The organism is Streptomyces sp. NPDC001980 (assembly GCF_040296885.1).
Classification (GTDB): domain Bacteria; phylum Actinomycetota; class Actinomycetes; order Streptomycetales; family Streptomycetaceae; genus Streptomyces.
Genome location: NZ_JBEOYD010000036.1, coordinates 70,785 through 97,362, shown reverse-complemented (window position 1 = coordinate 97,362; position 26,578 = coordinate 70,785). Strand labels below are relative to the sequence as shown.

Sequence of the window (26,578 nt, the reverse complement as noted above, 5' to 3'; positions counted from 1 at the left end):
CTTCGCCGCTATGCCGAGGGGCGGAAGAAGCCGGTGAGGCCACCGTCCACGAGAAGGGCCGTCCCCGTGATGTAGCCGGCTTCGGACGAGGCCAGGAAGAGCACGGCGTCGGCGAGTTCCTCCGGCTCTCCCTCTCGGAGCATGGGAGTGCTGAGCCTGAGCCGCTCCCGGAAGGCGTCCGCCCCGCCGGGCGGCAGGCCCGTCGTACGTGCGGAGATATCGGTGTTCATGCCGGCCGGAATGACGATGTTGACCCGGATTCCCTCCGCGATGACCTCGGCGGCGAGGATGCGTGTCAGGTGCTCGAGCGCCGCCTTGCTGGTGCCGTAGGCGGCGGTCCCCGCGCTGGCCCTGCGACCGGCCGCCGAGCCGCAGAAGACGACCGCCGCGCCAGGGGAGAGCAGGGGCTTAAGACTCTGCATCACGAAGAACGAGCCCTTGACGTTGGTGTCGAACACCGAGTCCCAGGTGGCCTCGTCCATGTCGTCGAGGCGCTTGATGCCCGCCTGCCCGGCATTGACGTAGGCGGCGTCGATACGTTCGACCCGTGCGGCGACCTCGGTGAAGGCGGCCTTGATGTCGGCCACGGAGGAGAGGTCCGCGGATACGGCGATCGTGCCGTCGCCGATCAGATCGCTCGCCGTCTTCAGTTGGTCGGGGTCGCGCGCGATGATGACCACGCGGGCGCCCTCGCGGGCGAAGGCCCGTGCGGCTGCCAGTCCCAGTCCCCGGCTGCCGCCGGTGACGAGGCAGGTCTTCCCGCGGAAGCGCTGCCGCCGGTCCTCGACGGGCAGATCGCGACTCATGCGTCGATCTCGATGCCGCCGAACGGCGCTCCGCCGTTCAGGACGCGCTCCTCCGGAGGAATGGGCTCGAGGCTCACGCGCACGTCGATGCACGTCGGGCGGCGGGCCGCGAGGGCCGCCTCGATCGCCGGGCGGAGCTGGTCCAGCTCTGTGACGTCGACGCCGTCCGCACCGAGGGCTCGTGCCACGGCGCTGTAGGAGCCGTTCTGCAGGCGGTTGTTGGTGACGCGGTCCTGTCCGAAGAAGAACTGCTGGGTGTGCAGGGTGGCGCCCCAGGCCTGGTTGTTCAGGACGATCACGATGACCGGGAGTCCCGCGCGGACGAGGGTGTCGAACTCGGCCAGGCTGTAGCCGACGGCGCCGTCGCCGGTGACGAGGATGGTCGCCTTGTCGGGGGTCGCGTACTGCGCTCCGACGGCCACGCCGAAGGTGCTCCCCATCGAGCTGAGGTAGCCGTGCCCGAGGTAGTGGGCCAGCGGCGCGAGCGCGATCGTCTCGGAGAGCCACAGCTCGGTCAGAGCACCGTCGACGACCACGGTGGCCCGGTCGGGGACGCTCTCGGCGATCGTCCGGACAGCGAGGTACGGGTGGATCGCGCCCTCGTGTCCCTCGGTCTCGGCGGCGAGCGCGGACCGCCGGGTGGCCGAGACCTCCCGCAGGGTCTTCAGCCAGTCGTCGCGCCCGGAGGGCACGGGACCGTCGCCCAGGCGCTCGTTCAGCACGCCGACCGTGCCGACCGCGTCGGCCTGGACGCCGAGTTCGACATCCTGCAGACGGCCGAGCTCACGCCCGTCGGGGTCGATCTGGAAGATCCGCGCGCTCTTCGGAAGCAGTCGGCCCGTACCGAACTGGGTGGTCATCCCGAACCGCAGCCCGAGCAGCAGGACCAGGTCGGGTCGCTCGTCCTCGGGGACGGTGGCCAGGGTCTGCACGAGACCGACGTGCTGCTCGGAGCCGACGATCGCCCCGAGGCCCTCCCAGTCGGAGAAGAGGGGCACTCCGGTACGGGCGGCGAACTCGTGCAGCTGCGCCCGTGCCTCTGCGGTGACAAAGGACTTGCCGACCAGCGCGACCGGCCGCCGGGCGGCGCCGAGCGCCTCGACGATGCGGTCGACGGCACCGGCGGGGGAGACACCGGTGCCGTCGACCTCGACGCGGTAGTCCTCGACATCGTCGACGTCGACCGACTGGCGGAGGACGTCCCAGGGAATGTCGAGGAGTACCGGGCCCTTGGGCTCCGACTGTGCGGTGCGGATCGCCTGGGCGACCAGGCGGGGGATCAGCTCGGTGCGGGTGACGCGATGCGCGAACTTGGTCACCGGGGCGGCCATGGCGACCTGGTCGAATCCGGCCTGCTGGTCGTTGACCTGGTCCGTCTCCAGAGGACCGGAGCCCGCGATGTAGAGGACCGGGGTCCGGTCCAGATGGGCGTTGGCGATCGAGGTCAGGACGTTGGTGAAGCCGCCGCCGGCCGTGACGACGGCGACCCCCAGGTTTCCGGTGACCCGCGCGTAGCCCTCGGCCGCGTGGCCGGCGTTCATCTCGTGGCGCACGTCGACGATCCGGAGCTTGGCATCGAGGGCGTCCTGGAGGATGCCGTCGATGTGTGCTCCGGGCAGGCCGAAGGCCACGTTGACTCCGGCTCGCTGCAGCGTTCGCACGACGAGTCCACTACCGGTTGCGGTTGCCATTCGATGGTCCGCCTCTCTGGGCGTATTCAGAGTTTCAACAAAAAGCTGCGTGTGGGGCCGCATCTCGGGCGATCCGTACCGCAGTCTCGGGTGCGGTCTGGGCGAGGACAACGGCTGTGTTCGTTGGACGGTCAATGCCTTGTTCGCCTTGGAAAGATCGACATCGCATTGACGGGACTGTTCGCGGAAGTGATGTCAGGCTTCCGGCATTCTGAGCACGGCCTTGATCACCCGCCCGGAACCGGCCTCCTTCCACGCCTTGGCGAAGTCGTGGAAGGAGAACTCCTCGATCATCCGGTCGAAGGGGAACCGACCCGCCCGCCAGTACTCGACCAGCTGCGGGATCAAGGCGTGGGGGTTGGCCGAGCCGCCGATGATCCCTTGAAGCCTGCGACCGCCGGAGAGGAGGAAACCGGTGTCCGGGACCCACTCGCCCGCGGGTGCCACCACGTAGCCGAGGGTGCCTTCGACGTCCAGGCACGTCGTCGCGGTCGCGTAGACGGACGGCACGTCCGCGGTGACGAACGCGAAGTCGAATCCGTCAGGCTCGATCTGTCGCAGTGCCGCCTCCTCACCGCCGTCACCCCCCAGCACGGTGTCGGTCGCGCCCAGCTCCACGGCGAGCTCGAGTCGGGGGCGGCTGACGTCGACGGCGACGATGCGCCGGGCGCCCGCGAGACGGGCGGCCATGACGGCCGCGAGCCCCACGCCTCCGGTGCCGAACACCGCGATCGACTGACCGGGGCGCAACCTGAACGACTCCAGAACCGAGCCCGCCCCCGTGACGACGCCGCAGCCGAGCGGTCCCATCAGGTGCAGAGGGACGTCCTTCGGGAGGAGGACCGCGCTCCGTGCGGGCGCCACCGCGTACGTCGCGAAGGAGGACTGTCCGAAGAACACGGCCGCAACACGGTCTCCGGCCTGGGTGATCGGCGAGCTGCCGTCGAATCGCGCCCCGCCGAAGGCCGCACGCATCGCCTCCCGGCAGTAGGTGGGCCGCGCGTCGAGACAGCTGGGACACACACCGCAGGAGTTGCCCGAGAGCACCACATGGTCACCGGCTCGCAGGCGCGTCACCCCCGGACCGACCGCCTCCACGACCCCTGCGCCCTCGTGCCCGAGCACTATCGGGTGAGGTACGGGAATCCCATGACCGTTGTGACAATTGATGTCGGTGTGACAGATGCCTGTAGCCACGATGCGCACCAGGACCTCGTCCGGCCTCGGATCCCCGAGGTCGACCTGCTCGAGTTCGGGGACGGCCCGACTCTCGCGTGACACCGCGGCCGTGATCTCCATGTCTACCTCCGCATCACACCGACGCCGATACGGCGGTCTCGGGGTCGTACTCGTAGATCCAGCCGTTCGTCTTGAGCGGGTCGGCCTGCGAGTACTCCAGGTCGCGTGCCCGCTGTTCCGGGCCGTCCGGAAGGTGGTTGATATGGGACCGTCCGTGCGACACCTCCTGCAGGCGGGCCGTACGGCGTCGGCGGAGTTCTTCGTAGCGTCCCAGCGCCGCGCTCGGGTTGTCCGGGTCCGCCGCGAGGCACAGGGCCAGAACAGCACCGTCCTCGATCGCCTGGGCGGCGCCCTGGGCGAAGAACGGGAACATCGGGTGGGCCGCGTCACCCAGCAGGGTCGCGTTTCCACGGTTCCAGCGGTCGAGGGGCTCGCGGTCGAGCAACGCCCAACGCCCTGGCGTGTCGGCTGCCGTGATGAGCTCCACCAGACGCGGATCCCAGCCGGCGAACTCGTCGAGCAGTTCCCTGAGCGTCGCGGTGGCCGTCCATGACTCGACACTGTTGGTCCCGGCCGGTGCGAAGGCGACGAGGTTGATGTACTCCTCGCCGGAAACGGGATAGTGCACGAGGTGGTGGTCGGGGCCGATCCAGAGGGTCTGTGCGCGCCGCCTGGCGAAGTCGGGTGCCTGCTCCGCCGGTACGAGAGCCCGGAAGGCGCAGATGCCCGACTCCCTGGCCTGAGTAGGCCCGACGATGGCGCCGCGCACGCGTGAGTGGACTCCGTCGGCGCCGATGAGGATGTCCGGGCGGACCGTCTCGCCGTCCTCGAAGTGAAGGACCGCGCGGTCGCCTTCGAACTCGACCGAGACGCAGCGCTTGCCGAGATGGATCGAGTGCTCGGGTACCGCCGACCTCAAGGCGTCGAGCAGGTCGGCACGGTGGGCGGCGTAGGTGTGCTCGCCGTACAGACGCATGCACCCCTCCTCCAGGTTCTCCGCCGAGAGAACGGCGCCGTTCTCCCAGCGCCGGAACTCCCAGCCGATCTCCATGCGCACCGCGCGCTTGATGAACCGGTCCAGCACGCCGAGACGTCGTAGCAGGCGGGCGGCGTTGGGTGCGATCACCAGGCCGGCGCCCACCTCGGTGAGCGCGGCCGCCTGCTCGTAGACGTCACTTTCGAAGCCCTGGTCGCGAAGGAACGCCGCGGCGGCGAGGCCCCCGATACCGCCACCGAGGATCGCGATCTTGGGGCCGTCTTCTGTGCTCATGCTCTTTCACTCCCGTGGACCTCGAGCGAGGTGGTAACTGGCTGTATGCAGGGTTCGGTGAAATACGCATTGATAGAACAGGGCTATCCATCCAACGAACATTGAAGGTAGGGTGAGCGGGGTCACGCTCGACAAAGGAGAGGTCCATGCCTCGCGCGAACGAACCCGGGCGCTCGGTGAGCTCCCGGCTGTGGGACCTGCTGTTCGCCTTCGACCCCAACAACACCGAGCTGAGCCTCGCCGACCTGGTGAGACGCACCGGCATGCCGCACGCCACCGCCAGGCGCCTCACGCTCGAACTCGTCGAGGCCGGCGCGCTGGAGCGCACCAGCGACAACCGGTTCGCGATCGGCCTGCCGTTGTGGCGCCTCGGAACCCTCGCACCGCGCGCCGAGACGCTTCGCAGCGCCGCGCAGCCGTTCGTGGAGGACTTGTACACGGCTCTTCGCCAGCACGTGCAGTTGGCGGTCCTCCAGGGCGGCCAGGCCGTGATCATCGAGCGATTGTCGGCGGTTCACGCTGTCGGCCTGACGTCGCAGGTCGGCGGTCTTCTCCCCTTGCATTGCTCCGGTGTCGGCAAGGTGCTGCTGAGCCACAGCAGTCCGGCCTTCATCGATGAAGTGCTGGCGGGAAGGCTGCAACGCTTCACTCCCAAGACGATCGTGGACCCGGCCGAACTCCGTTGCGAACTGGCGTCCTGTCGCTCGACCGGAACGGTGGTCGTCAAGGAAGAGCTGACCGAAGGGGCTGAGTCGGTCGCGACGCGCATCGTCGACGGCAGCGGCAAAGTCGTCGCGGCCCTGTCCGTCGTGGTGGCCGCGGGCTCGATCAAACTGCAGGCGGTGGTTCCCTCGCTGGTCGCGAGCGGACTGGGACTGTCCAGGAGCCTCGGCTGGCGGCCGGGCATTCCCATCCGCGCCTCGTAGCCCGCGGGGCGAGGGAACCGGCACGTCATGCCGACGGCTGGCGCCGGGAGAGCTGCATGTGACCGAGGCGCCATCCCTCGTCGGTCGAGAACCACACCCGAGTCGCCACGGCCTGCACCAGGAAGGGCGGCAGGTCGGGCACGCGCCGGATGCGCATCTTCTGAAAGCACGTCACGATGACACGTCCTTCTCGCTCTTGGCACGTCACCTCGCTGGTCTCGGCCTCGAGGGTGGCCCCCATCGACGCGTTGTAGCGGAGGAAACGTTCGCGGTCGTGGACATTGCCGACCGGGCCGTGAACGATCACGCAGTCGCGGAGCATGAGGTGACGCTGCTCCTCGTCGCCCTTTGTGATCGCGATGAGCCACGCCGCCTCCGCCTGAGCGACCGTGGTCGGCACGCGGACGTCGTCCGTACTGCTCGGTGCCGATTGTGTGGTGGTCATTGGTCCGACTCCTGTCCGAGTAGATCTCTTGAGCGTTTTTCTGTGTACGCCGTGGCCCGTCGCGGCTGTTGCTCAGGAGGAGAAGTCGCGACGGGCGCTCCGGTCGTCCTGGCCGACTTGTCCTCATGTCCCGGCGCCGGTGCGTTCGTCGGGCATCAGCCGTCGAGGGTGTGCGGGTCGTCGTCGAGATGGGTCTCGCCCACACCACCGCGCGCACCCACGAGAGTGAGTGCCGCCGCCACGAGAGCAGCCACGCCACCGAGCACGTATGCGTGGGAGTAACTGTGGCTGAGGGCGTGGAAGGCGACGTCCTTGAGCGGGTTGAAGGGCACGACCTGACCATCGGGCGTGATGACACTGGCCGGCACCGAGTTGGCCCCCAGGGGGCCTGAGGCCACGGCATGAACCGCCGCCTCGAGCTGCGGTCTCTGATCCGCGGGAGCATGGGCCGGAGCGGCCTGGAAAGCCGCATAGGCCTTGCTCAGGGCAGGATTGTCGGCCACGTTGCGGGCGATCTCCTTGGCGGCCTGGCCCAGCGCGACGGCACCTGTGATCGCGGGGCCGAGGGCGAACCCGAGGTCCCGGAACGTGCTCGTGGCACCGCTTGCCATACCGGCGAGGTGGTTGGGCAACGAGTTGACCGCAACCGCGCTCATGGCGGCGAAGGCGAGTCCTGAACCGACGCCGGCGAGGATCAGAGGCCCGACGATGGCGCCCAAAGCCCGGTCGCTCGCCGGAACGCCGGCGAACCACAGCCCGCTGACGCCGATGAGCCCCAGGCCGGTGAAGAGCACCCAGCGGGGGTTGTAGCGCTCCAGCAGCCTGGACGTGAGGGGCAACAGCACCAGGCCGATGCCCCCGAAGAAGAGGTAGGCGACGGAGCTCTTCAGCGGGCTGAACCCCTGGATGGTGGTGAGGCGGATACTGGTGGAGTACATGATCGCGAGGAAGCCGAACATCCCGATCACGGTGACCACCGAGTTCACGGCGAACGCCCGGTTCTTGAAGGCGCTCAGGAGAAGCAGCGGCGCGGCCACGCGACCTTCCGCGAAGACGAACAGCCCGAGGAAGACGGCCGCGAGGATGAACGCGATGACGATCTGCGGGCTCCCCCAGCCGCTCTCGGGGCCCTGGATCACGGCGTACAGCAGAGCGAACAGGCCGAGCGCGGCAGTGATCTGCCCCGGCCAGTCGATGGATCGGCCCTCGGGTGACGCCGAGTTCTGGGCGAGGGCCAGCGACAGGACCACGCTCACCACAGCGATGGCAAGAACACCGACGTAGGCCCAGCGCCAGTTCGCGTTCCCGGCCCATCCGGTGTGGATCTTGGCGGCGACGCCTGCCAGCAGCGGCCCCAGGAAGCCGCCGATCGACAGCGCGGCGGCCCAGATCGCCACGCCGCGCGCGCGGGTGGCGGTGGTGTGCGTGCCGGCCGCCACCATGGCGAGGCTTGTCGGGAAGATGGCCGCGGCCCCGATGCCGTTGAGGACCTGGGCCAGGATCAGTAACGTCACCCGCGTGCCGGTCGACGATCCCTCACCCGGCACCAGGACCGCGAGAGTCGAGCCCACGACGATGAGCGCGGCGCCCCCGACGAGCAGGCGCTTGCGGCCGAACAGGTCACCGAACACACCGAAGCCCAGTTCCAACGCGGCGACGGGAATGAAGAAGGCGTCGACGATCCACGTCAGCTGGGCCGAGGTCGGCGTGAGATCCTGCTGGATCAGCCCGGTGATGAGCGAGGGGACGGAAAGGGCTATCTGCGAGAGGCACACAGCGAGCACCACCGCGGCGAGAGTGCCTGAGCTCAGGGTGTATCTGCCACCCTCTCCCTCTTTCGCACCGGGTGTTTCGATCTGAACCATGGACGACTCCTTGGCGCAAAGCGTTGCTGTCGGAACCGACGTTCGCCGCCGGACCTTGCTGCGGGTGCTTGTCTCTCGGCTCTCGGCCATCCCGGCAGCACCGCTGCCGAACCGGCCCTGGTGCCCTCGCGGAGTTCCTCCGCGTGGCTCTTCGGTCAAACCTGAATCAGGACGCACAGCACGGTGACCAATCAGCGAGTAGCGACAAGGTAGGAAGTGACCCCCGTCACGCTCAATGGACATGTTCATTGGACGGACAAGCCACCTCCCGTCGACGGCGTCGATGCGCACCATCCAGGAGTGAGACCGTTCGAGCGCTGGCCGAGGAGAGATGCGTCATGTCTGGGAGACTGACCGGCAAGATCGCCGTCGTGACCGGAGGCAGTAGGGGGATCGGGCAGGAGATCGCCCGCAGGCTCGCGTCGGAGGGCGCGGACATCGCGGTCGCGGACATCGATCCGGCCGACGAGACGCGGACACTCGTCGCGGAGACCGGACGACGATTCGTCAGCGACAAGGTCGACATCTCCGACGAGGAGGCGATCCGCGGTTTCGCCGCGCGGGTCCGCGATGACCTCGGTCCCGTCGACATCCTGGTGAACAACGCGGCCGTGGTTCTGCTTGCCGACTTCGACCGCGTGACCTACGAGGAGTGGCGTCGCACCTTCGCCGTCAACGTGGACGGCCCCTTCCTGACCTCCAAGGCGTTCCTGCCGCACCTGAAGGAGTCCGGGTCGGGTCGGATCATCAACATCACCTCGGCCAGCTACTGGACCGCGCCGCCGCCCTTCGTCTCCTACATCTCCGCCAAGGGCGCCCTGAACGGATTCACCTCCGTCCTGGCCACCGGCCTCGGCGCCCACAACATCACCGTGAACGGCGTCGCCGCGGGTCTCGTCCGGACGGCCGCCGCCGTGGAGAACACGGACGAGTCCTTCTTCGAGCAGGCGGTGCAAGGGCAGAACATCAAACGGGTGCAGATGCCGTCCGACGTCTCGGGCGTCGTGGCGTTCCTCGCCTCCGACGACGCCGCGTTCATCACCGGGCAGCTCATCGTCACGGACGGGGGCAGCACGCGCCGCTAGGACCTCCGCGACGGGCCGCCGGGACACCCGTCCGCCGAGGTGTTCGTCATCCGGCGAACTGCCCCAGAGCATGGGCGGATCGGGCGCGGCGTGACAGCGAAGTCATCCCGCGCCCGCCGATGCGGTAGAGCTGCCTGAGCGGTCTCTCGAAGAGGGGCGGTCATCGGTCTGCGTTGACCGGATTCCCTGGGCCCATTGACGCGTCGGCCATGATCAGCCGCCTGTCCGGTCCTCCGAGACGTCCGTCCACGACCGGAACACGGCGGCCTGACCGTGGTGTGTGCCGTCGGCGTCCAGCAGGTTCCACATCGTGACGTCTTCTATCCAGAATCTCCGGCCGGACTTGGCGATCCTCAGGCTGCGGTAGCCGGACGCGTACCCGCCAGGTGTATTCGAAGCACCTCTGGGCGGTCGTATTCGCGTAGATGAAGATCGGATCCGCCCTCGTGTCGTGCGCGAGCAGTCCGAACGGTGCGTCCTCGTAGAGCCGGCGGGCCGTCTTGCCGTCGCGCGAGGGCCCGGACGGCCACAACGGGGCGCCGGTCAACCGCTGGTAGCTCGACATGAGAAGCCGCGCGAAGGCGACGTCGTGGTGGGAGACCGCAGTCATCGATGTGGGCCTCTCATCCGTCCCTGCGGGTAAACGGAACCAAGGCATTCGCACGCATGTGCTGAATGCCTTGGCCGGACGCGAACTACTCCGTCGATACGATCATCGCCGCGACCGGGGGTTGTGTATCCCGGGGGGAGGCGTCAGCCCTGGCGGCCGTCCAGGGGGAGGAATCGCCGAAAGGCGGGGATGGCGACAGCCGCGACGACGAAGTGCATGACCATCAGGGCGATGACGGCCCCCCAGCTGGTGCCGGGCTTGCTGTCGGAGGCGCCGACGAGAACGTCCGGGACAAGGCTGACGAGGACGACGACGGGTACGAGGGTGCGCAGCAGACCGGCGGGACGTGCCGAGCGGGCGCGGACGATCGCCCAGACGGCGGCGCCGACCAGGACCCCGAAGACGGTGAGGGGCGCGTAGGCGGTGAGGTGGAGCGGCTGGAAGTCGTCCGAGGCGCCGGCCGCGCGTGCGGACACGGCGACGACGGCGTTGAGCGCGATGGAGACGACTGCGGTCCCGACCAGACCCCCGGCGATGACCAGGCCGTTGGGGCGGGCGGAATGGGTGGCGAGCTGTCCGCTCATGGTGTTCTCCGAATCAGAACAGGGCGATTTGGCGAAGGGGGAAGGAGGTTCAGCCGGCGATGACGACGGAGCGGCGGCTGGTGGAGACGTCCGTGACGGCGGCCAGCATCCAGGCGGCCACATCGGCGCGGCTGACGGTGTCACCCATGCGCAAGGTGGCCGCGGCCGGGAGGGGCTTGGCGCCACCGGTGGAGGGTCCGTTGGTGAGGCGGACTGCGTGGACGATCGTCCAGTCGAGGTTGCTGGCGCGGAGCACGTCCTCGGCCGCGGCCTTGTCCTTGACCATCGCCTTCATCGCCAGGCCGGCCATGGCCTTGGCCGGGCCGCTGAGCCGATCGTGCAGAACGGCGAACGACGAGAGGTACACGAAGCGGCTGACGCCGGTGTTGGCCGCACCGGCGATGACCGCGCGCGTCGCGTCGGTGATGACGGTTCCCCCACCGGCTCCGAGGACGCTGATCACCGCGTCCACGCCCACCATGGCCTGCGTGACATCGCCGGCGTCCGTGGCCTGGCCGGAGACGACGTCGAGTCCGGGCCGGGCGGCGTCCAGTTTCTGGGAGGAGCGGACCAGGGCGCGCACGGTGTGACCGACCGCCAGGGCCTGGTCGACGACCAGGCGGCCGGTGGCGCCGGTGGCGCCGAGAACGAGCAGCTTCACGACGGTCTCCTACGGAGTTCGCTGCTCGGCACAGACCCGGGCAGTCGCTTAAGCATTGAAGTGAAATGTAGCGCGCTATGACTTCAAGCATCAAGTGATCTCGGCCCGACTTTCGCTTCAAGTGTGAAGTGACGGTAGATTGGGGGCGTGACAAAGATCCCGGCCGAAGAGGGCCCCCGATGGCTCGATGAGCAGGAACGACGCGCATGGCTGAGCCTGGCCGGCATCATGCTGCGCCTGGAGAGTGCCCTCGACGCGCAACTGCGGTCGGCAGGGCTGAACTACTTCGACTACGGCGTGCTGGCGGCCCTGTCGGAGTCGCCGGAGCGGACGCTGCGCATGAGCGTGCTCGCCTCCTACGCCGAGGGCTCGCTCTCCCGCCTGTCCCAGGTCGTCGCCCGTCTCGAACGCAAGGGTTACGTACACCGCAGCCCCGACCCCACCGACGGCCGCTACACCCTGGCGGCCCTGACCGAGGAAGGGTACGAGACGGTTCTCGACGTCGCTCCGGGGCATGTCCAGGAGGTCAGACGGCTGGTCTTCGACCCCCTGACCAAGGCCCAGGTGCGCCACCTCACCGACATCGGACAGCGCATCCTGCACGCTATCGACCCCGACCACCCCGGCGGCGACTACGGCTTCATCCCCGGCCGCTGAACACCGCTGGTTCCACGGCTTTGGCCCCACCGGCCCCGCGGCTGGTCGTGGTCCGGGTTCCGCGTCCTGTTCGCGATCTGGCTGTCGGGCCCGGTCGAGGCGAGGAAGGTCGCGGAACTGTCCGGCATGAGCAGGGTGGCCGTGTCGGCACTGGTCAACACCCTGGAGAGGGACGGGCCGGTCAGCAAGGAGCGCGCCGCCTATGACGGGCGCGCGGTCCAACTGGCCCTGACCGAGGCCGGTCTGGAAGCGATCACCACCGCCTTCCGGGCCCACAGCGAACGGGAGCAGGAGTGGGCCGGCTCCCTCGGTCCGGAGGAACAGCGCACCCTGACCGACCTGCTGGGCAAGCTGACCACTCACTCCACCCACTTCGACGCCCGGCACCGGGCCTGAGGGCGGACGCCGGGAGCGAGGGATCAGGCGGTCTCGCGCGCGCCTTCGTGCTCGATGCCCAAGTGCTCGATCGCCGACGTCATGTGCGTGTGCAGGATCTCCCGGGCCGCCGCGGCGTCTCCGCGGACGATCACGTCGGCGATGGGCTCATGGGTCGTCGCGGACGTGGCCGTCTCGCGGCGTTCGCCGGCCGCACTCATGACCACCACTCGCATCGGGCCCTCGAGCTGCCGCCAGGTCCTGAGGAGTACCGAGTTGCCGGACAGCTCGGGGGAGAGAAGCCGAACCGTCACCGACCGGCCCGGGCCCGTCGCCCCGGTGGCCACAGACGCCGGAGCCGTTGTCGTTCGGCGTGCCCACCACGGCCGTAACCCGGCACGCCGTGAACGGCCGCTGCACTGGGCGGGCTCAGCACGGCGAGTCACCCGTTTGTGGGCCCGCAGAGTCCGGCTGACAGCATCCCGCCATCGCCGCGTCGGCGACATGTGCAAGCTGCCCCCGGAGAGCGCCTTGGCCCTGGGAGCAGCTTGTGTGGCCGGGACTCACATGTGGACGACCGGTGCCGCGTCCGGGTCTTGCGCGGGGACGCCTCCGCGGTAGAGGAGGGCACTGATGACCAGGCCCGCGGCGAAGAAGGCGGCGGACCACCAGTAGGCGGTGGAGTAGCCCTCCAGGCCGGCGTGGGCGAGGACCATCGGGTCCTTGGTGTCGCGGCCGTCGAGGTAAGTGGTGACGGCGGTGGTGGAGAGGGTGTTGAGGAGGGCGGTACCGAGGGAACCGCCGACCTGCTGCATGGTGTTGACGGCGGCGGAGGCCACGCCGGAGTCCTCGGCGGCCACGCCGGCGACGGCCAGGCTCATGGCGGGGGGCATCACCAGACCGAGGCCGAGGCCCGCGATGACCAGTGGGGGCAGGACGTCGGTGGTGTAGGTGCTGCTGAGGTCGAGGGTGGTGAGCCAGACCATGCCGGCGGCGGCCAGTCCCATGCCCAGGGGCACGACCGGCTTGGGGCCGATGCGGGGAATGAGGACGGTGGTGGCGAGGGTGGAGGCGAGCATGAGCCCGGCGACCATGGGCAGGAAGGCCAGGCCGGTCTTGACGGGGGTGTAGCCCAGGCTCTGCTGGAGGTAGTAGGTGAGGAAGAGGAAGACACCGAACATGCCGGCGCCGCTGATCAGCACCGAGACGAAGGAAGCGCCACGGTTGCGGTCGAGCAGGACGCGCAGCGGCAGCAGGGGGTGGGTGGAGCGGGTCTGCCACCAGGCGAACGCTGCGAGCAGGATGCCACCGGCCACCAGATAACCCCAGGTCTGTACCGAACTCCAGTCGTGGCTCTCGGCGTTGGAGAAGCCGTAGACAAGGCAGAACAGGCCGCCGCCGACGAGGAGCGCGCCGGGGATGTCGAGGGTGGCGGTCCTGTCGCGGGTGGTGCGCTTGAGCAGGAGCGCTCCGCCGACGAAGGCGACGGCGGCGAAGACGAGGTTGACGTAGAGGGTCCAGCGCCAGTCGAGGTGCTCGGTCAGCAGGCCGCCGAGCAGCAGGCCGATGGCTCCTCCGGCGCCGGCGATGGCGCCGTAGACACCGAAGGCCTTGGCGCGTTCCTTGGCGTCGGTGAAGGTCACGGTGAGCAGGGACAGGGCGGCGGGGGCGAGCAGGGCGCCGAAGACGCCCTGTGCGGCGCGGGCGGTGACCAGCATCTCGAAGCTGGTGGCGGCGCCGCCGAGGGCGGAGGCACCGGCGAAGCCGACCAGGCCGACGAGGAAGGTCATCTTGCGGCCGAACAGGTCGGCTATCCGGCCGCCGAGCAGGAGCAGGCTGCCGAAGGCGAGGGCGTAGGCGGTGACCACCCACTGCCGGTTGCCGTCGGAGAAGCCCAGGTCCTTCTGCGCCGAGGGCAGGGCGATGTTCACGATGGTCGCGTCCAGGACGACCATGAGCTGGGCCACGCCTATGACGGCGAGGATCCACCAGCGGTGACGTGGCGGTGCGTCAGAGGGAGGGAGCATGGACACGGTGGCCGTGTCCGACACGGGGCCTGATGCTTGGGACATGACGAAACTCCTGAAGACAGAGGAAGAGGAAGAGTTGAACGGTGCGGGACGGCTGCGTCGTCGGAGCTCGTCATGTGTTGTGCCGTGGTGGCCGGCAAGGAGGTGAGGCCACGGCGGGGTGAACTCGTCCGGGAGTCGGCCACGATCGGCCGCGCTCGTAGGGGGAAGGCGAATCAGGCCGCCCGGACGCCCGGGCGATCACCTTCCGTGGCTTTGCGGCACGAGCGGGCGCGAGGAAGGAGGGCCGCCTTGAGGTGCGGCCCGGGCTCCGCCAGCGCTCGACGGCGGGCCTCTTGGGCCGAGGCGGGGGAGTAGGTCTGCCAGTAGCGGGCCTGGCGGTTGAGCCGGCTGATCAGCGGGACGAGATCGGCCGCGGACGGGACGACGGGGATACCCAGGTGATCCCCCCACTCCTCTCCGAAGGTCCGCCGGAGCACGCTGTGGATGAGGTGGCGCAGCTGCTCCTCGGACAGCCCGACGCCCGGTGCGTCGGCCATCGCGCGGGCCCCTGCACCGATCATGGCCGAGGTCAGGGTCGTCGAGTTCTCATCGGGCGCGGGCGTCGTGAAGTCCAGCAGATCCAGCAGCCGGCACGCGGCGGCGTGGTCACCGACGTCCTGGTAGAGGCGCTCGTCGAGCCCCAGGAGATGGGCGACGTACGACCAGTACTGGTAGAGGTAGTGCTCCTCTTCCAGGCTCATGCCGATGCCGACGGCATCGAGGGCCCGGAAGGCGGTGAAGGTGAATCCGAGCCAGGTACGGGCCATGTCGAGCTGGCCGATCGGCAGGCCCTCGGCGCCCCGGTCCCAGTCCTCGACGGCGTCGGCCCGCATCCGGGCATGGCGCAACCGGACCTCGACGGTGGCCAGGTAGCCAGGCCGTCCGCGGAACAGCCCTCCCGGCCGGACGGTCTGCCGTACCCATACACCGCTCTCCGCGAGCCGACGCGCAGCCATGTCCGTCGTACTGCCCGTCCGGACCAGCTGTCGTGCGGTGGCAGGAGAGGCATAGGAGTGCGCGAGCGCACTGGTCAGCGAGCAGAGCTGGAACCACATGGGGGGCACGGACAGGCTCGCGACATCGCCGCGATGGAGCATCAAGGGGTCGACCCAGGAAGGAGGCGTTTCCAGTTGACGCAGCAGCGCGGCTACGGCCGTGGGGGGCTCCGCGTCCAGGCTTGCCAGGCCATTCCTGAGGCCCGCGTCGAGAGCACGCCGTGCCTGCGCGCCGTATTGGTCCAGTTCGGCGACGACGGCATCGGCGAGGGGATCCCCGGCGGTGATCAGGGTCACCACGTGGTCGGGGGCCTTTCGGAGCGGGGTGTGCGCGGTCATGTGGCACTCACTTTCGGAGAGCGCTCGGCCTGCTCCGGCATAGGACGGAGCAGGCCGAGCGTGGTGGGGGATCGGTGGTTCCGGTGGTGACTGGTGTGGGTCAGCCCTGCGAGGAATGGCTGACTCGACTGCTTGCCTCACGCCACGAACGTTCTGACGCCTGTCAGATTAGCCGTATTCTGACATGTGTCAAGTAAGGTGGTGGCGAGCCGCCTAAGCTGGTGGCGAGTCCCAGAGGTCCGGGGCGATCGGTGAGGAGACAATGGTGGGAGCCAGAACAGAACCCGCCCGACGGCCGGGGCGCCCGAGCCGGGACACTCGTGCTGTGCCCGACGAGGAGAGCATCCTGCTGCGCGGGCTCGAGGCCTTCGCCGAGCTGGGGTACGACGGCGGTTCCGCACGGGTGCTGGCCGGCCGCCTGGGGGTCAGTCACAACTTCATCAACGACCGGTACGGGTCCAAGGCGGCCTTCTGGCGTGCGGTAGTCGACGCTGCCCTGAGGGTGCAACTGGAGCGCCTGCCGAAGACGGATCCCTCACTCGACGATGCCGAGCAACTGCGCCTGATCATCGCCGGCTTCTACCGGAGCGCGGTGGACACGCCGTTGATCGGACGGGTCCTCGTCGACGAGTTCTCCCGCGACACGGAGCGGCTGGACTACCTCTACGAGCAGTACATCGCTCCGACTCTGCAGCTCATGGTGCCGAGTATCGAACGGCTCGTCGCTGCCGGACGCATGGAGCCCATCCCGATGGACGTCATGTTCTTCGCCGTCATCCCTCCGGTCTCGGGCTTGTTGGAGGGACCTTTGGCGCGACGCCTGGGCAGGCCGGACCCCGTTTCGGCGGAGCAACTCAAGGCCACTGCGGAGCGGTTGGCGAGGCTCGTGGTCAACGGACTGCTCGCGACGGGGGCGGAGGGTGGCCGCGGCGCCTGATCCGGCTTCCCCGTCCCGGTGCGCGCTGGACGGCGACCAGGGCCGCCGGCGTGCCACGCGCGAGCACCCGAGGGCACGCAACTCGGCGCTGGACAGCACGACCTGACCGCCACTGGTGACTACGTCCTCAACGACAACCGCTCGGCGCCCGGCGATCTCCGCGCCTTCGGCCAGGGGGCGCGTTCCATCGAGCGGGCGGGACCGTCGCGTCCCGCGAGGCGCACCAGGGCGCCGGGGGTGCGTGAGCCGGCGGTGGTGCTGGCGGCGCACCGCCGCGGCGTCGCGGAAACCGGATCTCGATGCCATGCAAAAGGGGCCCCCGCAGGCTTCGCCTGCGAAGACCCTTCGCACCGCCGGGACGGCAGGATGTGAACAGGACCCTGCCGCCCCCGTAGCCGGCGAGCGGTCAGGCAACCTTCTCCCAGGTGCCCTGACCGTCGAGGTAGAAGTCCTCTCCGACCATCAGACCGTCGCGGAACGGGATGACGATGGCCTGCCTCGCCGTGAGCACGAACACGTCGTCGGCCGTCCCCCCGTCCGGCAGGGGCACGCCCGCCTCGGCCAGCGCCGCACCAGGCAGCCGAAGACGCACGTACCCGTCCCAGGCGATGGCCTCATCACTGATGAAGAAATGATCGACCTCGACTTCGAGACCGTCCATGTCCAGCGAGCCGTTCGCCATGTTCTCGAGGTAGTTCGCGCGCACCGCGTCCCGGTAGGCGACCGGACCGCCGTTGCGCGCGATCGCGCCGGGGTCGCCGTAGTTGTGGTAGACGCAGTCGTCCACCAGTGTCGCCATGGTCCGCTCGATGTCGTGGTCGCGTACCTCGGCGACCGAGTGCTCGATGAGCAGGTCGATCATCGCGGCATGCTTCGGATTCTCCGTCTCCGCCTTCCGGGCTTCCAAGAAGTCGATGAACCTCGCCATGTCGGGCAGGCGAGCCCCCGGGCTCGTCGACTCCTCTCGCTGTTCCACAGTCGCCATGAGCTCCTCCTTGAGATCGGTCGCGTGATGTCGAGCAGTTCGTCAGTTCGGCCATGAGCCGTCGACGAACAGGTCGGCATGGCCCGCCTTGCGGGTGGTCTTGGGGTCCGGATCGGGCCATCCGGCCATGTGCAGGTGCATCGTGCTCGCGGCCGTCATCACCTCGATGAAGTACGGGCCGTCCGCGGCTATCGCACGACGGATCGCAGCCGCGAGCTCGTCCGCCTTGTCCACCCGCTCGCCCGGCACGCCCATGCCTTGGGCGACCGCGCTGTAGTCGGTCTCGGGAAGGTCGGTCCAGTGCGTGAACGGCACCGAGCCCGGGCCCCCGTGCTCGCGGCCGCGTCGGCCGCCGTACAGGCCACCGTTGTTGAGGACGATGCTCACGACCTTGAGATTGCGCTCGGCGAGCACCGAGAGCTCGCTGCAGTCGTAGTAGAAGCCGGCGTCGCCGCCGACGCTGACGACCAGTCGGTCGGGTGCGGCGAGTTTCGCGCCGATCGCCACCGGGAGGGACGACCCCAGCGCCGCGTAGTGGAAGCCCAGCGGTGCCGCGAAGCCGGAAGGGTACTTCGACTCCCGGTACACCATCCCGGGCACCGGGAAGCCCTCGTCGTTGACGAAGATGGTCCCCGCGGGAACCTCCTCCGAGAGGATCTGGCCGATCGCGGCCGGCATGATCGGGTCGGTGCCGACGAAGGACCTCAGCGTCTCGGCGTAGGAGTCCTTCGCCGCCGCGATCTCCGCTGTCCGCACCTCGTCCGCGCGGTGTCGGCTCTCCGCACCGGAGGCCTGCAGACGGTCGTTGAGCTGGCCGAGGAACGCCTTCGCGTCGGCGACGACGCCCAGCGTCGGCTGGAAGATCCGGCCGAGCTGAGACTCCTCGATGTCGACCTGTACGACCTTCTCCGGCTTGGCGAGGGACCACGACAGGGTGGCCGTCTGGGAGAAGGAGAACCCGACCGCGACCCACAGGTCGGCCTCCTCGGCCACCTTGGTGCCCGTCCCGAAGTACCCCCAGCCGCTCATGTCGCCCGCGTAGAGCGGGTGGTCGTCCGGCAGGACCGCGCGGCCTCCCGCCCCGCTCGACACCACCGGAATGCCGGTCGCGTCGACGAACCGGCGAAGCTCGCCCGTCGCGTCGGCGAGATGTATGCCCGCACCCGCCAGGATCACGGGCCGCTCGGCGGCCTCGATCAACTCCAGCGTCCGCCGTACGCTCGTCTCGCCCGCCGCGGGCGGCTCCGGCAGCGTGAGCTGCTCGGTCCTGACCGTGGTCCTCTGGTACATCGCGCCCTGGGTGAGGTCGAGCACCGCGGGGCCGAACTTGCCGGTGCTCGCCGCGAGCACCGCCTGCCGGACGGCCAGCGGCAGGTCCTCGCCGTCGACGACACGTTTGATGTACTTCGACAGGGGCTTGAGCGCCGGATACAGCTCGGTCGCGTCCTGCAGGATGTCCCGCATGTCCCACGCCGCCGCGCTTTCGATCAGCATGAGAACCAGGGGGGTGGAGTCGAGCTTGGCCGCGTACACGACCGGCGCGGCGTGCAGCGCGCCGACGCACCACGTGAGCGCCGCGGAGGCGGCCCGCCGCTTCACCCGGTTGTAGCCGTAGGACATCCACGCCGCGGACAGCTCGTTGCGCGCGTTGAAGTCCTTCATGCCGTGCGCGGTGATGCTGCGCTCCAGGCTCGTGGACACACCGCCCGTGTAGCCGAAGACGTACTCGACCCCGCACGCGGTGAGCGTCTCCACGACAGCGACCGATCCCTCCCGGAACGGCAACCGGGCGCCCGACCCGACTCGCACGCCCTCCACCGGGGCTCGCTCCTTGAACGGCCCGACGCCCAGCTCGACGTGGCCCAGGAGAATGTCGCCCTCGACCTCCGCCTCGAAACGAAGCGGGGCCGGGTTGCTGCCGACGGCGATGGTCCAGGACAGGCGCCGCCCCTTGATGTCTCCCTCGCTGGTGCTGGCGCCCTCCGGGGTCTCGAACCGCACCGACAGCGAGTCGCCGTCCGGGGTCAGGGTGAGCACACCGCTCTGCGGCGGGAACGCCCCCGGGCGCAGGGTGAGGTCCCACGTCCCACCGATCCGCGTCGCGGCCTCGTCAGCAGTTGTCATCGAATGCTCCTCCACGTGCCTCATGCCGGCGGATTTCAGGTGTGGGTGGTGCCGCGTAGCTGGTCGCGCAGTTCGCCGCGGCGGATCTTGCCTGACACGGTCTTGGGCAGATCACTGACGAAGTGGATCTGGCGTGGGTATTTGTAGGGGGCGGTCAGGCGCTTGACGTGGTCCTGCAGTTCCTCGGCGAGTTGCGGTGAAGGGTCGGCGTCGGGGTGCAGGATCACGAACGCGGTGACGATCTGGGTCCGGTCGGGGTCGTCCTGTCCGACGACCGCGGCTTCGATGACGGCCGGATGTTCGACGAGCGCCGATTCGACCTCGAACGGGCCGATGCGGTACGCCGAGGACGTGATCACATCGTCCTGCCGGCCTTCGAACCAGAAGTAGCCGTCCTCGTCACGGCGCGCCTTGTCGCCGGTGAAGTACCAGCCGTTCGTGAATGCGGCCGCGGTGGCGTCAGGATCGCGCCAGTAGCCGGTGAACAGCCCGGCGGGCCGTTCGGGTTGCACGCGGATGGCGACATTGCCCTCGTCGCCCACAGGCACCGATGCGCCGTCGTCGTCGACCACGTCGACGTCGAACCCGGGAACGGGTTTGCCCATCGACCCGCTGCGTACCGGCAGGCAGCGGAAGTTGGCGAGCACGTTGACCGTCTCGGTCTGGCCGTAGCCGTCGTGGACGACAAGCCCGCGCGTTCCCTCTTCCCAGATACGGATCACCTCGGGATTGAGCGGCTCGCCGGCCGAGACGCAGTGGCGCAGCCGGGACAGGTCGTAGCTCGCGAGATCGGCGACGACCAGCGAGCGGTACAGGGTCGGCGGCGCGCAGAGTGTCGTGACCCCGTGGCGCTCGATCGTGTCGAGGATCAGATCGGGGTCGGACTTGCCCAGGTCCATCTCCAGGACGGTCGCGCCCTGTGCCCACTGCCCGAAGAGCTTGCTCCACGCGGCCTTCGCCCACCCGGTGTCCGACAGGGTCCAGTGCAGATCCCCGGGCCGGAGGTCCTGCCAGTAGCGGGCCGTGACCATGTGGCCGAGACCGAAGCTGGCCTGGGTGTGCGCGACCATCTTGGGGTACGAGACCGTGCCGGACGTGAAGTAGACGAGCATCATGTCGTCGGCGGCGGTCGGGTCCGCCGGGGTCGGCCCGTCCGACGCCCGCGCCAGCAGCCCGTCCATCGTGTGCCAGCCGGCGGACGGCGCGGTCCCGACGACGATGCGGTGTGCGAGCGTCGACAGGCGGTCGGTGAGCTTGTCGACCTTGACCGCCCCGTCAGTGTCCGTGACGACCGCGACGGCTTCCGCCCGGTCGACGCGGTACTCGATGTCACGGGAGGTCAGCTGCGGGGTGCCGGGGACGGGGACGGCGCCGATCCGGATCGCGCCGAGCAGGGCCACGTACCATTCGGCGATCCGGGGGAGCATCACGAAGATCCGCTCGCCCTTGCCGACACCGATCCCGGCGAGGGCGTGTCCCATGCGCCGACTGGCCAGGTTGAGTTCGCGGAAGGTGTACGACACGGCGACCCCGCCGTCGCGGCGCAGTGTCACCAGGGCGAGTTCGTCCGGGCTCTGTTCCGCCCGGCGCTCGAGGATGTCCAGGACGGCGTTGAACCGCTGTGGAACCTCCCAGCGAAACCGGGCCCGCTCGGCGTCGTAGTCCGTCATGTTGGGGACGGCATCCCGTCCCGGACGTTTCACCGGCATACGCTGTCTCTCCTCCCCGCGAGCTGTCCCGCGAGCTCCCGCTGGCTGCGGTGATCCGAGGCTCGCCCGGCGGGTTCATCGGCGTAAACCCCCCAAAGGAAGCGCCCTGTGCCCTACCTTCGGACGCTGGTGACGGCCGTGACGCGGTCCTAGCCTCGCAGCGTGTCCCCCGGCCGATCCGGGCACGATGTGCGCCTGTCGGAGGTCGTCGTGCGTCCGCACCCGGGGGCGGGTCAACCCCGAGGTCACCATGGAGGGCAAATTGAGCGCGGACGAGTTTCGTTTCGATGGACGAGTGGCGATCGTGACTGGCGCGGGCAGCAACCCCGGGCTCGGACGGTCGTACGCGATGCTTCTGGCATCGCGAGGGGCGAAGGTCGTGGTCAACGATCTCGGTGTCGGTCCCGACGGGCGCGGGCAGATCGGTCCCGGTGCCGAGGCGGTGGTCGAGGAGATCCGCAAGGCCGGCGGCGAGGCTGTCGGTGACGGCCACTCGGTGGCCGAGCGTGACGGCGCGCGGGCGATCGTGGACACCGCTCTCGAAACCTGGGGCCGGGTCGACATCCTGATCAACAACGCCGGCATCGCACCCTTCGCGACGTTCGACGAGATCACCGACCAGGACATCGAACGCGTCGTCGGCGTCCACCTCATGGGTCACATATGGATGACCCGTGCCGCCTGGCCGCACATGACCGCGCAGAACTACGGGCGCCTGGTCAACGTCAGTTCGGGCGTGGGGCTTGCCGGGTTGCCCACCCAGTCGATCTACGCCGCCGCCAAGCTCGGCGTCGTGGGGCTGACCCGCTCGCTGGCGGCCGAGGGAGCGAAGCTCGGGATCAGGGCGAACGCCATCTCGCCCTACGCCGACACCGTGGCACTGCAGACCATGCTCACGGCGGAGGCCAGCAAGCAGAACCAGGCGGCGGGGCTGACCCCCGATGTCGTCGCCCCGGTCGCCGCATGGCTCGCCCACGAGGACTGCACGATCACCGGCAGGGTGATCGAATCGTCCGCCGGCTCGTTCAACGAGGCGTTCATCAGCCAGACCACCGCCACACCCCCGAACCCGGACCTGACGCCCGAGGCCGTGGCAGTCGCGATGGAGCGCGCACTCGACCGGACGGGGGCCACTGCCTATCGCGACGGCGGCGACTTCATTTACGACATGATCAAGCCGTACGAGACGACGCCACGGACCGCATGAGGAGACTCCGGCAGGTCAACACTGCTGAGCCCGCACCGGACGAGCTGCCGGTGCGGGCTCTACTGCCGCCATCGGCACAGGGAACATCCTCGTCAGGATGGCGCCAGTGCCTCGCTCCAGCGCTGCCACCAGCGGCGCTGGTTCCTCTCGCCATAGACCGAGGTGCTGGCCTTGCCGGGTCCCATCCAGTCGGGCCTGGTCTGGTAGTCGCTCATTCCGTCCAGGCCCATCTGGAAGTTGAGCTTCATGTCCTGGCGGGCGAAGGCCGAGCGGCCCACCATGGGGCCGCCGCGCCAGACGACGGTGTCGTCCTGCTCGAAGACCCCCGAGGGGCTGAAGCCGAAGACGCTGCCTTCGTACGAGGCCTGGTTGAACTCGGGCGGCGCCGAGTTCCACACCATGGGCCAGTTCCACAGCTCGAACTGCTCGGGCCCTCGCGGCTGCCACTGCCGCAGAGCGGTGAAGCACACCGGCGGTCGGCCCCGTTCGGTCGAGGCGACGGCCCGGATTAACGACAGGTTTGGGAAGATCGTGAAGCCGACCACCCCGTACCGGGACTCCAGGAACTCACGCTGCCCGGCGTTCAGCCGGGCGAGGTCGAAGGTCGCGGCCACCTCGGCCGGGTAGTCCATGACCCAGTGCGGTTCGGGCAGGAGATTCGGCGTGATGATGAGCCCGTGCCCGCCCTCGAGAGCGACATGGAACTGCGTGCTGAGCGACTGCCCGAGGTCGGGGATGAGGCCGATGTCCCCGAGCGAGCTGTGTGCGGATTGGACGTGGTAGGCGTCGCCGACGAAGTTTTCGGCGCCTGATTTCCAGTTGGCGGGCACGATCCAGCGGTGGGGGTCGCCGGCGGCCCGCATGCCTTGTTCGTTGAGGCCGAAGATCACGTCCAGGTACCAGCACATGTCGCCGAGGTAGTCGCGCAGGGGTACGGCGTCCGGGTCCAGGCAGGCGAAGATGAGGCCTTGGTAGCCGTCCACGTGGGGTGCCTTTCGCAGGCCCCAGCGGGTGGTGTCGAGGGTGCGGTATGCCTTGGCGCGGTAGGGGGCGCCGTTCCATTCGCCGGAGTTCTTGTAGATCCAGCCGTGGTAGGGGCAGCGGAAGTGCGAGGTGTTTCCCTTTTCCGCCCGGCATACCGGTGAGGCGCGGTGCACGCGGTTGTTCAGGAGCAGCTGGATCTCGCCCTGTTCGTCGCGGGCCAGGATGAACTGGTCCTCGCCGACGTAGCGCAGTACGTAGTCGCCGGGGCTGGGGATCTCCGAGACGTGTCCGACGAACACCCAGCACTTGGTGAAGATGCGGTCCAGCTCGGCGCGGTGGATGTCGGGGTCGTTGAGCACCCGTGGCGAGAGCATCCCTTGCGCGAGATCCTTCTGGACCTCCGAGAGGAAGTCAGCGGACACCATAAGATCCTCCTCGAGTTCGCCTTCAGCGTCGCCGACGCTAACCCCGCGATCCACCGGCGTGACCCCTCCAAAGGAAGCAACCCGTCCCCGACCTTTGGACGCTGTTCACCATCAGAGCAGGCCATTGCAGTCGCCTTCGACCGACCTCGTAAACGGCACCCAGGAGTTCGTCAGCCGGCAGTCCCCACGCGGGCGGTGGCAGTCCTCCTTCGAAGATCCATGCGTCCGCGGGACACCGGCCGTCGAGCCGGACGGCGATATTCGCGCCGACGCCCGGCTCGCCGAGATCGGCGCCGACGGCATGCGGCTGACCTGCTTCGTCACCAACGCCGAGCACCCCGATCACCGAACCGGAACTGCGCCACCGGCAGCGGGACCGGCTCTGGGAGGCCAAGCGCCTGCGGCTGGTGGAGAGGGTCCGTCAGCAAGCTGACGGACCCTCATGGAAGATCGGGACCAGTTGACCAGGGAGGCGGTAACCGAGCGGAGGAAGGGCCCAGTTGCCGGGTTCACCACTGGTACATTCAGCGGATCACTTGCCCAGCCTGAGCAGCTTTTCGGTGTTGAGATGGGCGATCTTCTCCTTGTCCGGTCGGCTCAAGGGCAGGCGGTCGAGGAACTCACGAGCCGCCGTGTTGCCGCTGAAGGGGTAGTCGACGGAGAACAGGATGCGGTCGGTGCCCAGCGCGTGCAGGGCCGCCGCAAAGGGCGCGTAGTCGAACAGCCCGCTGGTGGTGACGTAGAGGTTGTCGGTGAAGTAGTCGACGACGGGCCTGTCCAGGCCGGCGACCGCGTTGAGTACCGAGTTCGCCCGCCAGATCATCGACGGAAGCGCCTCGCCCATATGCCCGATGATGATCTGCAGGTTCGAGAAGCGGTCGAACACACCGCCCAGGATCAGCCGCAGCACATGCAGTCCGGTATCGATGTGCCAGCCCCAGGCCGCATTGGCCAGGATCTCGCTGACGACAGGGGCGAAGCCCGCGTAGCAGGCCCGGACCACCGGCTCGGGCGGCCGGTTGGGGTGCAGATAGACCGGCACGCCGAGGCTTTGGGCGGCCTCGAACACCGGCCAGAAGAACTCGTCGTCCAGGTAACGGCCGCCGACATGGCCGTTGATCATCGCGCCGACGAAGCCCAGGTCGGTGACAGCCCGGTCGAGTTCCCGCGCGGCGGCCCTGGGGTCGGGCATGGGCAGGATGGCGAAGCCGGCGAACCGGTCGGGGTGGGCGGCGACCGCCTCGGCTAGGGCGTCGTTGGCCACCACGGACAGCCGTACGGCCGTGTCCGCCGGGAGGCTCTCCGGGCCGGGCACGGTGTGGGAGAGCACCTGGACGTCGATGCCCGCGGCGTCCATGTCCGCGAGGCGTCGCTCACCCAGGTCGAGGAGCGGGCCGATGAAGTGGGGGATCGTCTCCTCGTACAGACGGCTGACCGGATGGTCGGCGGACGCTTCCCGCAGTGCCTGGGTAAGGAAGTGCTCCTCCAGAGCGATGATCTTCATGCCGATTCCTTTCGTTGGCGATGGCGCGGTCGGTCTCGCCGCGCGTGGAGCAGGGCAGGGCCCTGTCGGGGGACTGCTCGTCGTTGCCCGGCTCGACTCAGGTTTCACAGCCGGCCCGCGTGCTCCGTTCGAAGGGGGGCACCGTGAGCGAGGGGGAGCCGTCCGTCTCGCGGTTGCTCTGCCCCGGTCGCCGACGTGGTGACGGGAGAACTTGGCAGGTGCAGGTTTTCGCTGCCCTAGAATTCCCTCCGTGGCGACTACCAGTGACACTCGAAGAGTGCCCCCGATACAAGCCGAGAACGTGCCCGGCGAAGGCGCCGTCGGTGAGAGCAATGTCGATCGCCGCGCAGCGCTCATCGCGGCGGCGCTTGAACTGTTCGCCAGAAAGCCGTACGAGGACGTCTCGGTCGACGAGGTCTGTGGGCGGGCCCGAGTCGCGCACGGCCTGTTGTCGTACCACTTCGGAGGGAAGCGCGGCCTCTTTGCGGCCGCCATTCGGCAGGCATGGGAAGAACTCGTCTCCTATGAGAAGCCACGTGACACGGAGCTGACGGCCGTCGAGCGTGTCCACGGCTTTCTGTTCCGGCACTTCGAGTACGCGCGCCGGCACCCCGAGCGATTCGCGATCATGATGAGGACGGGCCACGCGGATGAGAAGGTCCGGGAGGTGCTCCAGGCAGCCCGACTCGACGCGCTGGCCGAGATCTCCGTGTCACTGGGATGCCCGGAAAGCCCGCCGCCGCAGCTGCAGGCGGCGCTCACCGGCTGGAGCGGCTATGTCGACGCCGTCACGGTGACCTACCTCGACAACCTCGACCAGCTCAGCGCCGAAGACGTCACCGACATGTGCGCCCAGGTCCTGGTGGCTTCCGTCCGCAGTGCCTACAAGATGCCGACGGACGCCGCGGCGGAGCTGGACGCGCTGACACGTGTTACGGGCGGGCACTCCTCTGTCGAGCGCCAAGGGCAGCGGAATGGCGCGGCCGCGCCCACCGGCCCTACGGGGCACCCATGTTGAGCAGGACGCACACGACCGCGAGAGTGCGCTCGGCGAGCACCTAGACCTAGAGGTCACCGAGCGCA

Annotated in this window: 23 protein-coding genes and 1 pseudogene; 7 read left to right on the top strand and 17 right to left on the bottom strand. The window is 68.9% G+C overall.

Translation table 11 applies throughout. The annotated features are described in order from the left end of the window. Positions 1-8 precede the first annotated feature (8 nt). The 4 genes from ABT137_RS38845 to ABT137_RS38830 form a co-directional block, all read right to left on the bottom strand. The gene (locus tag ABT137_RS38845) at positions 9-806 is read right to left on the bottom strand and encodes an SDR family NAD(P)-dependent oxidoreductase (protein ID WP_351716231.1); all 798 of its coding nucleotides are present in this window, start codon (positions 804-806) and stop codon (positions 9-11) included. Then, positions 803-2,497: a thiamine pyrophosphate-binding protein gene (locus ABT137_RS38840; protein WP_351716229.1), complete on the bottom strand. Its 1,695-nt coding sequence runs from the start codon at positions 2,495-2,497 to the stop codon at positions 803-805. Before ABT137_RS38840 ends, ABT137_RS38845 begins: the two co-directional genes overlap by 4 nt. Positions 2,498-2,692: 195 nt before the next feature. Then, positions 2,693-3,796: an NAD(P)-dependent alcohol dehydrogenase gene (locus ABT137_RS38835; RefSeq protein WP_351716228.1), complete on the bottom strand. Its 1,104-nt coding sequence runs from the start codon at positions 3,794-3,796 to the stop codon at positions 2,693-2,695. A 13-nt stretch (positions 3,797-3,809) separates the two neighbouring features. Then, on the bottom strand, positions 3,810-5,006 hold the full coding sequence (locus ABT137_RS38830) for an FAD-dependent monooxygenase (RefSeq protein WP_351716226.1): 1,197 nt from the start codon (positions 5,004-5,006) through the stop codon (positions 3,810-3,812). 146 nt (positions 5,007-5,152) lie between these two features. On the opposite strand from ABT137_RS38830, the gene ABT137_RS38825 reads away from it, so the two are divergent. After that, entirely contained in the window at positions 5,153-5,932 is a 780-nt protein-coding gene (locus ABT137_RS38825) for an IclR family transcriptional regulator (RefSeq protein ID WP_351716225.1), read from the top strand. A gap of 25 nt (positions 5,933-5,957) precedes the next feature. Here ABT137_RS38825 and ABT137_RS38820 read toward each other — a convergent pair whose 3' ends face one another. Continuing rightward, the gene (locus ABT137_RS38820) at positions 5,958-6,377 is read right to left on the bottom strand and encodes a nuclear transport factor 2 family protein (protein WP_351716223.1); all 420 of its coding nucleotides are present in this window, start codon (positions 6,375-6,377) and stop codon (positions 5,958-5,960) included. A gap of 155 nt (positions 6,378-6,532) precedes the next feature. Beyond that, positions 6,533-8,332 carry an MFS transporter gene (locus ABT137_RS38815; RefSeq protein ID WP_351716221.1) on the bottom strand — a complete coding sequence of 600 codons (1,800 nt, stop codon included), beginning with the start codon at positions 8,330-8,332 and terminating at the stop codon, positions 6,533-6,535. Between the two features lie 248 nt (positions 8,333-8,580). Here ABT137_RS38815 and ABT137_RS38810 point away from each other — a divergent pair, with 248 nt between their 5' ends. Beyond that, positions 8,581-9,327, top strand: coding sequence for an SDR family NAD(P)-dependent oxidoreductase (locus tag ABT137_RS38810; RefSeq protein WP_351716219.1), 747 nt, complete (start codon positions 8,581-8,583; stop codon positions 9,325-9,327). A 213-nt stretch (positions 9,328-9,540) separates the two neighbouring features. Here the strand turns inward: ABT137_RS38810 and ABT137_RS38805 are convergent. The 3 genes and pseudogenes from ABT137_RS38805 to ABT137_RS38795 form a co-directional block, all read right to left on the bottom strand. Further along, positions 9,541-9,937 (bottom strand): annotated as a pseudogene (locus ABT137_RS38805) (MEKHLA domain-containing protein). 143 nt (positions 9,938-10,080) lie between these two features. After that, positions 10,081-10,521, bottom strand: coding sequence for a DUF6069 family protein (locus ABT137_RS38800; RefSeq protein WP_351716217.1), 441 nt, complete (start codon positions 10,519-10,521; stop codon positions 10,081-10,083). A gap of 49 nt (positions 10,522-10,570) precedes the next feature. Continuing rightward, positions 10,571-11,182: an NAD(P)-dependent oxidoreductase gene (locus tag ABT137_RS38795; RefSeq protein ID WP_351716215.1), complete on the bottom strand. Its 612-nt coding sequence runs from the start codon at positions 11,180-11,182 to the stop codon at positions 10,571-10,573. A gap of 147 nt (positions 11,183-11,329) precedes the next feature. Between ABT137_RS38795 and ABT137_RS38790 the strand changes: the two genes are divergently transcribed. Together ABT137_RS38790 and ABT137_RS38785 are read left to right on the top strand one after the other, a co-directional pair. Next, complete coding sequence (locus ABT137_RS38790; RefSeq protein ID WP_351716213.1) at positions 11,330-11,839, top strand: MarR family winged helix-turn-helix transcriptional regulator; 510 nt, start codon at positions 11,330-11,332, stop codon at positions 11,837-11,839. Between the two features lie 6 nt (positions 11,840-11,845). Further along, the gene (locus ABT137_RS38785; RefSeq protein ID WP_351716269.1) at positions 11,846-12,235 is read left to right on the top strand and encodes a MarR family winged helix-turn-helix transcriptional regulator; all 390 of its coding nucleotides are present in this window, start codon (positions 11,846-11,848) and stop codon (positions 12,233-12,235) included. A gap of 23 nt (positions 12,236-12,258) precedes the next feature. Here the strand turns inward: ABT137_RS38785 and ABT137_RS38780 are convergent, their stop codons facing one another. From ABT137_RS38780 to ABT137_RS38770, 3 genes are all read right to left on the bottom strand, one after another. Beyond that, the gene (locus ABT137_RS38780; RefSeq protein ID WP_351716211.1) at positions 12,259-12,528 is read right to left on the bottom strand and encodes an FCD domain-containing protein; all 270 of its coding nucleotides are present in this window, start codon (positions 12,526-12,528) and stop codon (positions 12,259-12,261) included. Between the two features lie 249 nt (positions 12,529-12,777). Beyond that, positions 12,778-14,286, bottom strand: coding sequence for an MFS transporter (locus tag ABT137_RS38775; protein ID WP_384558328.1), 1,509 nt, complete (start codon positions 14,284-14,286; stop codon positions 12,778-12,780). Positions 14,287-14,459: 173 nt separating this feature from the next. Continuing rightward, positions 14,460-15,620 (bottom strand): oxygenase MpaB family protein, encoded by a 1,161-nt coding sequence (locus ABT137_RS38770; protein ID WP_351716209.1) that lies wholly within the window; start codon positions 15,618-15,620, stop codon positions 14,460-14,462. A 325-nt stretch (positions 15,621-15,945) separates the two neighbouring features. Between ABT137_RS38770 and ABT137_RS38765 the strand changes: the two genes are divergently transcribed. Next, positions 15,946-16,557: a TetR/AcrR family transcriptional regulator gene (locus tag ABT137_RS38765; RefSeq protein ID WP_351716207.1), complete on the top strand. Its 612-nt coding sequence runs from the start codon at positions 15,946-15,948 to the stop codon at positions 16,555-16,557. A 406-nt stretch (positions 16,558-16,963) separates the two neighbouring features. Here ABT137_RS38765 and ABT137_RS38760 read toward each other — a convergent pair whose 3' ends face one another. From ABT137_RS38760 to ABT137_RS38750, 3 genes are read right to left on the bottom strand one after another with little or no spacing between them, the layout of a single operon-like run. Beyond that, a complete protein-coding gene (locus ABT137_RS38760; RefSeq protein ID WP_351716205.1) occupies positions 16,964-17,542 on the bottom strand; it encodes a nuclear transport factor 2-like protein in 579 nt (192 codons plus the stop codon). A 42-nt stretch (positions 17,543-17,584) separates the two neighbouring features. Next, positions 17,585-19,666, bottom strand: coding sequence for a thiamine pyrophosphate-binding protein (locus tag ABT137_RS38755; protein WP_351716203.1), 2,082 nt, complete (start codon positions 19,664-19,666; stop codon positions 17,585-17,587). Between the two features lie 35 nt (positions 19,667-19,701). Further along, on the bottom strand, positions 19,702-21,375 hold the full coding sequence (locus tag ABT137_RS38750; RefSeq protein WP_351716201.1) for an acetate--CoA ligase: 1,674 nt from the start codon (positions 21,373-21,375) through the stop codon (positions 19,702-19,704). Between the two features lie 262 nt (positions 21,376-21,637). On the opposite strand from ABT137_RS38750, the gene ABT137_RS38745 reads away from it, so the two are divergent. Further along, positions 21,638-22,582 carry an SDR family NAD(P)-dependent oxidoreductase gene (locus ABT137_RS38745; RefSeq protein WP_351716199.1) on the top strand — a complete coding sequence of 315 codons (945 nt, stop codon included), beginning with the start codon at positions 21,638-21,640 and terminating at the stop codon, positions 22,580-22,582. 92 nt (positions 22,583-22,674) lie between these two features. Here the strand turns inward: ABT137_RS38745 and ABT137_RS38740 are convergent, their stop codons facing one another. After that, a complete protein-coding gene (locus ABT137_RS38740) occupies positions 22,675-23,991 on the bottom strand; it encodes a Rieske 2Fe-2S domain-containing protein (protein WP_351716197.1) in 1,317 nt (438 codons plus the stop codon). A gap of 532 nt (positions 23,992-24,523) precedes the next feature. Next, positions 24,524-25,495 (bottom strand): amidohydrolase family protein, encoded by a 972-nt coding sequence (locus tag ABT137_RS38735; RefSeq protein WP_351716195.1) that lies wholly within the window; start codon positions 25,493-25,495, stop codon positions 24,524-24,526. A 250-nt stretch (positions 25,496-25,745) separates the two neighbouring features. On the opposite strand from ABT137_RS38735, the gene ABT137_RS38730 reads away from it, so the two are divergent. Continuing rightward, a complete protein-coding gene (locus ABT137_RS38730) occupies positions 25,746-26,513 on the top strand; it encodes a TetR/AcrR family transcriptional regulator (protein WP_351716193.1) in 768 nt (255 codons plus the stop codon). The last annotated feature ends 65 nt before the right edge of the window (positions 26,514-26,578 follow it).